Genomic DNA, 9,692 nt, shown 5'->3' on the forward strand with positions numbered 1-9,692 from the left:
ATGGCACTGATCGACACGGTCCGGCCGAGCCGGCTGCTGCGCCGCCTCGACGACCCCGGCGACCAGCTCATCTTCTACGTCCGGGCGCTGCTGTGGATTCCGCGCGCGCTGCGCCGCTACCTCAAGGAGGTGCAGCGGCTGCTGGCGGAGGTGTCGTTCGGCAGCGGCGGCCTCGGCGTCGTCGGCGGCACGATCGGCGTCATGATCGCGCTGAGCATCGCGGTCGGCACGATCGTCGGCATGCAGGGCTACTCGGCCCTGCAGCAGATCGGGACGGCGGCCTTCACCGGGTTCGCCTCCGCGTACTTCAACACCCGCGAGATCGCCCCGCTCGTCGCGGGCCTGGCGCTGTCGGCGACGGTCGGCGCGGGCTTCACCGCGCAGCTCGGCGCGATGCGCATCAGCGACGAGGTGGACGCCCTGGAGGTCATGGGCATCCCCTCGCTGCCGTACCTGGTGACGACCCGCATCATCGCGGGCGCCATCGCGATCATCCCGCTGTACGCGATCGGGCTGCTGTGCAGCTACCTGGCGTCGCGGGAGGTGACGGTCGTCGTCAACGGGCAGTCGTCGGGAACCTACGACCACTACTTCGGGCTGTTCCTGTCGCCCACGGACGTCATCCTGTCGTTCTTCAAGGTGCTGATCTTCAGCGTCATGGTGATCCTGTCGCACTGCTACTACGGCTACCGCGCGGCCGGCGGACCCGCCGGGGTGGGTCGGGCCGTCGGCCGCGCGGTCCGGACGTCGATCGTGCTGATCAGCGTCACGGACTTCTTCCTCAGCCTTGCGATCTGGGGCACGACCACGACGGTGAAGGTGGCGGGATGAGGCACCGCACTACCCGGAGCGCCGGGACGGTCGGGCGGCGCGGAGCGGGCGTCGTGTTCCTGCTGCTGCCCGTGCTGCTGATCTGGGTCTCGATCGCCGTCTACAACAAGCAGTTCACCCGCGTCTCGTGGGTGACGGTGAAGACGGCGTCGACCGGCAACGAGATGCACCCGCACGCGGACGTGAAGCTGCGCGGCGTCGTCGTCGGCGAGGTCCGCGAGATCAGCACCGACGGCGACGGCGCGACGCTGAAGCTCGCGATGAAGCCGGACAAGATGAAGATGATCCCGAGCGACGTCCAGGCGCAGATGCTGCCGACGACGCTGTTCGGGCAGCGGTACGTCGCGCTGATCCCGCCCGCGCAGCCCACGCAGGCGCGGCTGACGGCGAACACGGTCATCGACCAGGACCGCTCGTCCAACGCGATCGAGCTGCAGCGGGTGCTGAACAACCTGATGCCGCTGCTGACGGCCGTCCAGCCGCAGAAGCTGTCGGCGACGCTGACGGCCGTGTCGCAGGCCCTCGACGGGCGCGGCACCGACCTCGGCAAGACGCTCGTCCAGCTCGACGGGTACCTGAAGGAGTTCAACCCGAACCTGCCCGAGCTGAACAAGAGCATCACCGAGCTGGTGCAGTTCACGCAGACCTACAGTGAGGCGACGCCGGACATCCTGACCGCGCTCAACGACCTCACCTACACGAGCCGGACGATCGTGGACCAGGAGCGGAACCTCGCGACGGTCTACTCGTCGCTCACCGACGGGTCGCAGCGCATCACCGACTTCCTGCGGGAGAACTCGGCGAACCTGATCCGGGTCTCGACGCAGAGCCGGGCGAGCATGCAGACCATCGCGCGGTACGCGCCGGAGCTGCCCTGCACCCTCGGGATGCTCAACGACTTCATCCCGCTGATGGACAAGGTGCTCGGCAAGGGCACCGCGCAGCCGGGGCTGCACGTGAACGTCACGTCGGTCCCGTCGAAGGGCAAGTACGTGCCGGGCAAGGACCGGCCGAGGTTCGGCGGCGGCAACGGCCCGCACTGCTACTCGGTGCCCTACGGCGCGAAGACGACCAAGGCCGCCGCCGCGTCCACCGCGACGCCCACGGCGGTCGCCCCCGGCGGGCTCGGCCTGCCGAACTCGCCCGAGGAGAACCGCCTCGTCAACGAGCTGATGGCGCCGGGCCTGGAAGAGACGCCCGAGACGCTCCCGGACTGGAGCAGCCTGCTCGCCGGGCCGGTCTACCGCGGGACGGAGGTGAAGGTCGGATGAGGAGCCTCACCGCACCGCTCGTCAAGTCGGCGCTGTTCATCCTGGTCACGGTGCTCGCCACGGTGATCCTGGCGATGAGCATCGCGCAGACCGACAGCGGGGCCACCCGCGGCTACAAGGCGCGGTTCACCGACGCGTCGGGGCTGCGCGAGGGCGACAGCGTCCGCATCGCGGGCGTGCAGGTCGGCCGCGTCCAGTCGATCCAGGTGAAGGACCGGCGGCTCGCGCAGGTCCAGTTCTCGGTCGAGAAGGGGCGGACGCTGCCCGCGTCCACCACCGCGACGATCAAGTACCTGAACCTCGTCGGGCAGCGGTACGTCGAGCTGGACCGCGGCGCGGGCGCGGGCGGGACGCTGTCGCCCGGCGCGACGATCCCCCTCGAGCGCACCACGCCCGCGCTGAACCTGACGCAGCTCTTCAACGGGTTCCAGCCGCTGTTCGCGGCGCTGTCGCCCGACGACGTCAACCAGCTCGCCGCCTCCGTCGTGCAGGTCATGCAGGGCGAGGGCGGGACCGTGGAGAACCTGCTGACGACGATCGGGTCGCTGACCGGCTCGATCGCCGACAAGGACAAGGTCATCGGGGAGGTCGTGGACAACCTCACGACCGTCCTGGACACCGTCAACGGGCGCGGCGACGAGCTGAAGGACCTCGTCACCACGCTCCGGCAGCTCGTGTCCGGCCTCGCCGCCGACCGGCAGCCGATCGGCGAGGCGATCAGCGCGCTGGACGACCTCACCGAGAGCACCGCGTCGCTGCTGACCGACGGCCGCCCCGCGATCAAGAACGACGTCGCCGGGCTCCGGCGGCTCTCGGACAACCTCAACCGCGACAAGCCGCTGGTCGAGCAGTTCCTGAAGACGCTGCCGGTGAAGGAGGAGGCGATCGGCCGGGCCGGGTCCTACGGGTCCTGGATGAACTTCTTCCTCTGCTCCGCGTCCCTCAGCGGCGCGAAGTACCAGCAGGTGCCGGGCGAGACGCACGACGACCCGACCGGCGTCCGCAGCCGCGAAGAGAGGTGCGGGAAGCAATGACGGCCCCCACGCACGCCCCGCCCGCGCGGCGGCGGCAGCCCGCCCGGATGCGGCGGCTGCGGCTCAAGCCGGTGAAGGACCGCAACCCGATCAGCGTCGCGATCGTCGGCCTGGTGCTGATGCTCCTCGCCGCGGTGCTCGCGCTGAACGCGGCGAACCTGCCGATCATCGGCGGCGGCACCACCTACACGGCGTACTTCGCCGAGTCGGCCGGGCTCCGCGACGGCAACGAGGTCCGCGTCGCGGGCGTCAAGGTCGGCCAGGTCAGCGCCGTGAAGCTCGACCGCGGCAAGGTGAAGGTGTCGTTCCGGGTGAAGAAGACCTGGATCGGCAACACCAGCACCGTCGCCATCGCGATCAAGACGCTGCTCGGCGACAAGTACCTCGACATCGACCCGCTCGGGCCGGAGAAGCAGTCGCCGGACCGGACGATCCCGCTGGAGCGGACGACGTCGCCCTACGACGTCACCCGCGCGTTCGAGGACCTCGCCGCGACGACCGGGCGGCTGGACTCCAAGGAGCTGGCCTCGTCCCTGGACGCCCTGTCCGCCGCGTTCGCCAACACCTCGCCGAGCATCCGCAAGGCGCTGGACGGCATGTCGGCGCTGTCCAAGACGATCTCCAGCCGGGACGCCAAGCTCGCGACGCTGCTCGCGGGCACCAAGAAGGCCACCGGCACCCTCGCCGACCAGAACGACCAGTTCGCGGCGCTGCTGCGCGACGGCAACACGCTGCTCGCGGAGATCCAGCGCCGCCGCGACGCCATCCACGGGCTGCTCGTCGGCACCCGCGACCTCAGCACGCAGCTCGTCGGGCTCGTCGAGGACAACCAGGCGCAGCTCAAGCCGTCGCTGGACGCGCTCGGCCGCGTCGTGGACACGCTCCAGGCGAACCAGGCCAACCTCGACCGGGCGCTGAAGCTCGCCGGGCCGTACACGCGGGTCCTCGGCAACGCGATGGGCAACGGCCGCTGGATGGACGGGTACATGTGCGGCCTCGTGCCGAAGAACTACCTGCCCGAGGGCACGCCGCCCAAGGACGGCTGCATGCCGCCCAAGTCCGGGAAGAAGGGCCGCTGATGCTGACCAGGATGCGCGTTCCGCTGATCGCCGCCGGGGTCGTCGTGGTCCTGGCCGTCGCGGCGCTGGTCGTGTTCCGGCCCGCCGCCGGGACGAAGGTGACGGCCTACTTCTCCTCGTCCGTCGGCATCTACAAGGGCTCGGACGTGCGGATTCTCGGCGTGAAGGCCGGGCACGTCACCGGCGTCCGCGCCGAGGGCACCAAGGTGCGGGTCTCGTTCGTCGTCGACCACGGCGTGCAGGTGCCCGCCGACGCCAAGGCCGTCGCGGTCGCGCCGAGCCTGGTGTCGGACCGGTACGTCCAGCTCACGCCCGCGTACGTCGGCGGCGCGCAGATGACGGCCGGGACCGTGATCCCGGTCGAGCGCACCGCGACGCCGCTGGAGCTCGACAAGGTCTACGACAGCATCAAGAAGCTCGCCAACGACCTCGGGCCGAACGGGCTCAACAAGAACGGCGCGCTGTCGAGGGCCGTCGAGACCGGCGCGAAGAACCTCCAGGGCAACGGGCAGGCGATCGGCACGACGATCGAGCAGTTCGGGAAGGCCGCCAAGACCCTCACCGGGTCGCAGGACGACCTCTTCGAGACGATCAAGAACCTGTCCAGCTTCACCGGGATGATCAAGGACAACGACGGCGCGGTCCGGCAGGCGCAGAACCAGCTCGCGCAGGTCACCCAGTTCCTCGCCGCCGACCGGGAGACGCTGGGCGAGGCGCTGAAGACGCTCGCCGCCGCGCTCGCCCGCGTCTCGACGTTCATCCGCGACAACCGCGCGGTGCTCAAGAAGAACGTCGAGAAGCTCGCCAAGATCACCCAGACGCTGGTGGACCAGCGCCAGTCGCTGGCCGAGGCGCTGGACAACCAGCCGCTCGCCGCGGCCAACATGCTCAACGCCTACGACCCGTCCACCCGGACGCTGATGGGCCGCGCGAACCTCAACGAACTCAGCATGCCGCTCCCGGCCGCCGGGACCGCCACGACCGAGGGGAAGGGCCGATGAACCGGAGACGGGCCGTGGCGGCCGGGCTCGCCGCGGCGCTCGCGGGCGGCGCGCTCGCGGGCTGCGACCTCAGCGTGCAGAGCATGCCGCTGCCGGGCGGCGCGGACGTCGGCGGGCACCCGTACACGGTGACCGCGACGTTCACCAACGTCCTCAACCTGGTGCCGCAGTCCGCGGTGAAGGTCAACGACGTCGCGGTCGGCCGCGTCACCAAGGTGACGCTGCCCGACGGCGGCTGGAACGCCCAGGTCACGATGCTGGTGAACGGGGACGTCAAGCTGCCGGAGAACGCGTACGCGCAGCTCCAGCAGTCGAGCCTGCTCGGTGAGAAGTACATCGCGCTCAGCCCGCCGACGACCGGGGCCACCGGACGGCTCGGCGACCACGCCTCGATCCCGCTGGAGCGGACGAACCGCAACCCCGAGGTCGAGGAGGTGCTGGGCGCGCTGTCGATGCTGCTGAACGGCGGCGGCATCGCCCAGATCCACACCATCACCACCGAGTTGAACCACGCGATGACCGGCAACGAGAAGGAGATCCGCTCGCTGCTGGAGCGCCTCTCCAAGCTGTCGGGCAGCCTCGACGCCAACAAGGGCAACATCACCGCCGCGATCGACGGCCTCGCCAAGCTCACCGCCACGATGAGCGACCGCAAGGAGGAGATCGGGACGGTCCTGGACGACCTCGCGCCCGGCCTGAAGGTGCTGGAGAAGCAGCGCGGGCAGCTCGTGCAGATGCTCGGCTCGCTCGACAAGCTCTCCGGCGTCGCCGTGAAGACGCTGAACGCCAGCAAGGACGACATGGTCGCGGACCTCAAGGCCCTCGACCCCATCGTCCGCAAGCTCGCCGACTCCGGCCGGGACCTGCCGCGCGCCCTCCAGGTGCTGCTCACGTTCCCGTTCACCGACGCGGTGCTCCCGGCGGTCAAGGGCGACTACCTCAACGCGTACCTGCACGTCACCGCGCGGCCCGGCACCGAGATCATCCCGCCGCTCACCGAGCCGGAGACGGCGCCCGGCTACCCGCCGTCCACGACCGCGCCGCTCCCCGCGGCCGGGGAGGGAAACTCGTGATCACCCTCCAGACCAGGATGAAGAACATCGCGTTCGCCGTCATCGGGCTGTGCGCGATCGTGTTCATCGGCCTCAACTACGCCGACCTCGGCCGGTTCGTCGGGATGCGCGGCTACTACGTCATCTCGGTGGACCTGCCGCAGACCGGCGGGCTCGCCACCAACGCCGACGTCACCTACCGGGGCACGTCGATCGGGCGCGTCGGGGAGCTGCACCTCACCGACACCGGGGTCGTCGCGGACCTGCGCATCGACAGCGGCGCGCCGAAGATCCCGTCCGCCACGCAGGCCGTCGTCGCGAACCGCTCGGCGGTCGGCGAGGAGTACATCGACCTGCGGCCCAACACCGACGGCGGGCCGTACCTCGCCGCCGGGGCGCGCATCCCGCGCAGCGCGACGACGATCCCCGCGCCCGTCACCGACCTGCTCAGCAGCCTCAACAACCTCGCCGCGTCCGTGCCGCAGGACTCGCTGCGCACCCTCGTGGACGAGCTGGGCAACGCGTTCACCGGGCAGGGGCCGAACCTGACCGCCCTGCTCGACAGCAGCCAGACGTTCGTGGACAAGGCCAGCGAGAACATCGAGCCGACCACCGCGCTGGTCGGCAACTCCGCGACCGTCCTCGCCACGCAGAACGAGCAGTCGCAGGCCATCGAGTCGTTCGGGAAGAACGCGCGGCTGCTCGCGGACCAGCTCAAGCGGTCCGACCCGGACCTGCGCAAGCTCATCGCGGCCGCGCCCGGCGCGTCCACCGAGCTGACGACGCTCGTCAAGCAGCTCGACCCGTCCTTCAGCGTCCTGCTCGCCAACATGACGACGACGTCGGACATCCTGAAGAACCGCGCGCCCGCCCTCGACACGCTGCTGTCGAAGCTGCCCGCCGTCGTGTCCGCCGCGACGACGATGATCGACCCCAAGACCGGGACGCTCCGGTTCGGGATGACGACCAACTTCTTCGACCCGCTGCCCTGCGTCAGCGGCTACGGCGGCACCCAGTACCGCAACGGGACCGACACCGGCGCGGGCAAGCCGTTCAACACCGCCGCGCACTGCGCCGCGTCGCCGTCCAGCGGCCAGAACGTCCGCGGCTCGGCGAACGCGCCGAACGCCGGGAAGCTGCCGCCGCCCGCCAAGGCCGGGTCGCTCGGCCTGACCGGGACGTCCGACGGGCTGCCGGGCGCGCTCGGCGAGCCGGGCCTGCCCGCCGCCACCGGCACGCTCCTCGCGCCGGGGGCCGGCCGGTGACCGGCCGCGCACGCGACCGGGGGGACGACCCCGGATCAGCCGAAACCGCCGAGCCTTGGGAGGGGCGATGAGCGCCGAGCTGGAAGAGGAGTCGCCGCCCACCCGGGCGGCGGCGCGGGAGGCCCGGCGGGCGCCGCTGCTCGCCGGGTGGGGACTGATCGGCTGGACGTTCGTCGTCGCGGCCGTCGCGTTCCTCGGCTACGCGGGATGGTCGTACTTCGACGCGTCCCACGGCTCGGCGCGCGCGGACGGGCGCGACCGGGACCTGGTACTGCGCGCGGGCCGCCAGGAACTCGCCATCCTCAACACCCTCGACCGCACGCAGGTCGACGCGGGGCTGCGCGCCTGGGAGAACGCGACGACCGGGGCGCTGCACGACCAGCTCCACCGCGACGCGCCCGCCAACAAGCAGAAGATGGCGAAGACGGGGACGAGCGCGGCCGGGACCGTCACGGCCGCCGCCGTCACCGACCTCGACACCGGCAGCGGCGACGCCACCATGATCGCCTCGGTGCGGGTCACGCTGACGCCCGCCCAGGGCGAGCCCACCGACCAGCGCAAGCGCTACGAGGTCGGGCTCACCCGCACGAAGGGCGGCTGGAAGCTCGCGTCGCTCACCGCGATCCCGGCGGGCAACCCGTGATCGGCCGGATCTTCGCGCTGTGGCGGCCGCTGCTCGTCGCCGCCGTGATCGCCGCCGCCGGCGCGGGGCTGCTGGTCGCCGCGCACCGCTCCGCCGAGTCGTCGCCCGCGACGAACAAGGCCGTCCTGGACTCCGACGCGACCGCCAAGGTCGCCGGGGACGTGTCCGCCGCGATCGGGCGGATCTTCTCGTACACGCCCGACGGGCTCGCCGAGACCGAGCGGGCCGCCGCGTCCGCCCTCACCGGTCGCGCCGCCGAGCAGTACAAGCAGATCCTCGCGCCCGTGAAGCAGCAGGCCCCCGCGCAGCGGCTCGCGCTGACGACGCGGGTCGTGCGGTCCGGCGTCGTTTCCCTGGACGACGACCGCGCCGAGCTGCTGCTGTTCCTCGACCAGCGCACGACCCGCGCGGGCCGCCCGGTCGGCACGGCCGCCGCCGCGCAGCTCACGGTCACCGCGCGCCGCTCCGGCGACCGGTGGCGCATCACCGACATCCGCTCAAGCTGAGGGAGACAGCATGGGTAAGACGAAGGAGCACGACCCGCCCCCTGACACGACGGAGCCCGAGGACCCGACGAACCCGGAGGCCGAGGCGCCGGACGACGCCCCGGCTTCCCTCGTGAAGGACAAGACGAAGGCCGAGGCGCCGGGCACCGCCCCGGCCGCCCCCGAGAACGCCGAGGCGCTGGACGACGCCGAAGCGAAGAAGAACGCCACCAAGCGCCGCACCGGAAAACCCCGCGCGACCGCCGAAACGACGGCCCCCGCCGAGAAGACCGACGCGGCCGTCGAGGCGCCGAACGCAACCGAGCGCCGCGCCGGGAAACCCCGCGCGACCGCCGAAGCTACGGCCCCCGCCGAGACCGCTGCCGGAAAGATCGACGCGGCGGCCGAGGGACCGAACGCCACCGAGCGCCGCGCCGGCAAGCCTCGCGCGGCCGCTGAAGCAGCGGACGCCGCCGAGACCGCCGACGCGGCCGCCGAGACGCTGGACCGCGCCGCCGGGAGCGGCGGGGACGACGCCGGGGATTCCGACTCGGAGGCGCTGGACGACGCCGAGCGCCGCGCGGAGAAAGCCGACGCGATCGGCGGGGACGACGCCGAAGCGGAGCCGGGTACCGAGCGTCGTGCCGGGAAGGCCGATGCGCCGGGCGTTGGCCGCCGTGCCAAGAAGCGTGGCGCGGACACTGAAGCGGCGGGCGACGTCGGAGACGGCGGCGGGACCGATGCGGACGCGCTGGGCGATGCCGAGCGCCGCGCGGAGAAGGCGGACGCGGACGCGGGCGTCGGGGACGACGCCGACGCGGAGACGGCCGACGCGGACCCCGCAGTGCTGGATCGCGTCGAGGGCGCGGGCGGCGAGGATGACGCCGACATGAAGGCGGACGGCAGCGGACGCCGCGCCGAGAAGCGTGACGCGGACGCTGAGGCGGGCGCGGACGGCGACACGGCGGATGATGTCGCCGACGCCGACGCCGACGCCGACGCCGACGCCGACGCCGACGCCGACGCCGACG

The 9,692-nt window shown here is 71.8% G+C and carries 9 protein-coding genes and 1 pseudogene; all 10 read left to right on the forward strand.

Annotated elements, in window-relative coordinates; translation table 11 throughout:
• Window positions 1-831 carry an MlaE family ABC transporter permease gene (locus tag G339_RS0104310; protein ID WP_019629848.1) on the forward strand — a complete coding sequence of 277 codons (831 nt, stop codon included), beginning with the start codon at window positions 1-3 and terminating at the stop codon, window positions 829-831.
• A complete protein-coding gene (locus tag G339_RS0104315; RefSeq protein WP_026341119.1) occupies window positions 828-2,102 on the forward strand; it encodes an MCE family protein in 1,275 nt (424 codons plus the stop codon). Before G339_RS0104310 ends, G339_RS0104315 begins: the two co-directional genes overlap by 4 nt.
• On the forward strand, window positions 2,099-3,136 hold the full coding sequence (locus G339_RS0104320; RefSeq protein WP_019629850.1) for an MCE family protein: 1,038 nt from the start codon (window positions 2,099-2,101) through the stop codon (window positions 3,134-3,136). The genes G339_RS0104315 and G339_RS0104320 overlap by 4 nt, the downstream gene beginning before the upstream one ends.
• Complete coding sequence (locus tag G339_RS0104325) at window positions 3,133-4,215, forward strand: MCE family protein (protein WP_019629851.1); 1,083 nt, start codon at window positions 3,133-3,135, stop codon at window positions 4,213-4,215. The genes G339_RS0104320 and G339_RS0104325 overlap by 4 nt, the downstream gene beginning before the upstream one ends.
• Entirely contained in the window at window positions 4,215-5,216 is a 1,002-nt protein-coding gene (locus G339_RS0104330; RefSeq protein WP_019629852.1) for an MCE family protein, read from the forward strand. The genes G339_RS0104325 and G339_RS0104330 overlap by 1 nt, the downstream gene beginning before the upstream one ends.
• Complete coding sequence (locus G339_RS32500) at window positions 5,213-6,289, forward strand: MCE family protein (protein ID WP_033322301.1); 1,077 nt, start codon at window positions 5,213-5,215, stop codon at window positions 6,287-6,289. The genes G339_RS0104330 and G339_RS32500 overlap by 4 nt, the downstream gene beginning before the upstream one ends.
• Complete coding sequence (locus tag G339_RS0104340) at window positions 6,286-7,533, forward strand: MCE family protein (RefSeq protein ID WP_019629854.1); 1,248 nt, start codon at window positions 6,286-6,288, stop codon at window positions 7,531-7,533. The genes G339_RS32500 and G339_RS0104340 overlap by 4 nt, the downstream gene beginning before the upstream one ends.
• 67 nt (window positions 7,534-7,600) lie before the next feature.
• Window positions 7,601-8,176: a hypothetical protein gene (locus G339_RS0104345; protein ID WP_019629855.1), complete on the forward strand. Its 576-nt coding sequence runs from the start codon at window positions 7,601-7,603 to the stop codon at window positions 8,174-8,176.
• Window positions 8,173-8,682 (forward strand): hypothetical protein, encoded by a 510-nt coding sequence (locus G339_RS0104350; RefSeq protein WP_019629856.1) that lies wholly within the window; start codon window positions 8,173-8,175, stop codon window positions 8,680-8,682. The genes G339_RS0104345 and G339_RS0104350 overlap by 4 nt, the downstream gene beginning before the upstream one ends.
• Window positions 8,683-8,692: 10 nt before the next feature.
• A pseudogene (locus G339_RS41195) lies at window positions 8,693-9,692 on the forward strand (hypothetical protein); the annotation flags it as partial.

The organism is Actinomadura atramentaria DSM 43919 (assembly GCF_000381885.1).
Taxonomy (GTDB): domain Bacteria; phylum Actinomycetota; class Actinomycetes; order Streptosporangiales; family Streptosporangiaceae; genus Spirillospora; species Spirillospora atramentaria.